This is a genomic window from Emticicia sp. CRIBPO (assembly GCF_009905725.1).
Classification (GTDB): Bacteria; Bacteroidota; Bacteroidia; order Cytophagales; family Spirosomataceae; genus Leadbetterella.
Genome location: NZ_JAAAKV010000033.1, coordinates 1 through 938, shown reverse-complemented (window position 1 = coordinate 938; position 938 = coordinate 1). Strand labels below are relative to the sequence as shown.

1 pseudogene is annotated in these 938 nt (G+C 46.8%); it reads right to left on the bottom strand.

The annotated features are described in order from the left end of the window. Positions 1-938, bottom strand: a pseudogene (locus GVN16_RS25945) (hypothetical protein); the annotation flags it as partial.

The window sequence follows — 938 nt, the reverse complement described above, 5'->3', positions numbered from 1 at the left end:
ACGGTTACTGAATATGTGCCTGGTGTGGTAGTCGTAAATGACGCTACACTTCCAGGGTTGGTTACTCCGGCAGGTACTGTCCACACGTAAGTTACACCTGTATTTGGTGTGGCTGTAGCAGATACTGTAATCGTAGGAGTCAAACAAGTGATTTTGCCACCAGTTGCTGTGATCGTAGGAAGGTTCTTGTCCTGAGTTACTATTGTAGAACCCGTTACTGTACATCCTGATGATGTTTTAGTTACGGTTACTGAATATGTGCCTGGTACAGTTGTAGTAAATGAAGCCACACTGCCAGGGTTGGTTACACCCGCAGGTACGGTCCATGCGTAAGATACACCTGTATTCGGTGTAGCTGTCGCACTCACTGTTACAGTTGGAGCTGCACAGGTAATCTGGCCACCGCTAACTATTACTGTTGGTGCTGTTTTATCTTCTGTTACAACAGTCGAACTGCTTGCATAACATCCGTTCTCTTTCGTTACGGTTACGCTGTAAGTTCCAGCCACTGTAGTGGTGAATGAAGCCACATTACCTGGGGCAGTTACGCCTGCAGGTACTGTCCAGGTATAAGTTACACCTGTGTTTGGCGTCGCTGAAGCTGATACTGTAATAGTTGGAGTCAAACAAGTAATTTGTCCACCTGTTATGTTTACTGTCGGTGCACTCTTATCTTCGGTTACTGTCGCGGTTGTACTTGCAGTACAGCCTGTCGCTGTTACCGTTACGGTTACTGAATATGTGCCTGGTGTTGTAGTTGTAAATGAAGCTACACTACCCGGGTTGGTTACTCCAGCAGGTACAGTCCATACATAAGATACACCAGTGTTTGGTGTCGCTGTCGCACTCACTGTGATGGTCGGAACCAAACAAGTGATCTGTCCGCCAGTCGCTGTGATCGTAGGAAGGTTTTTGTCCTGAGTTACGATTGTTGAACC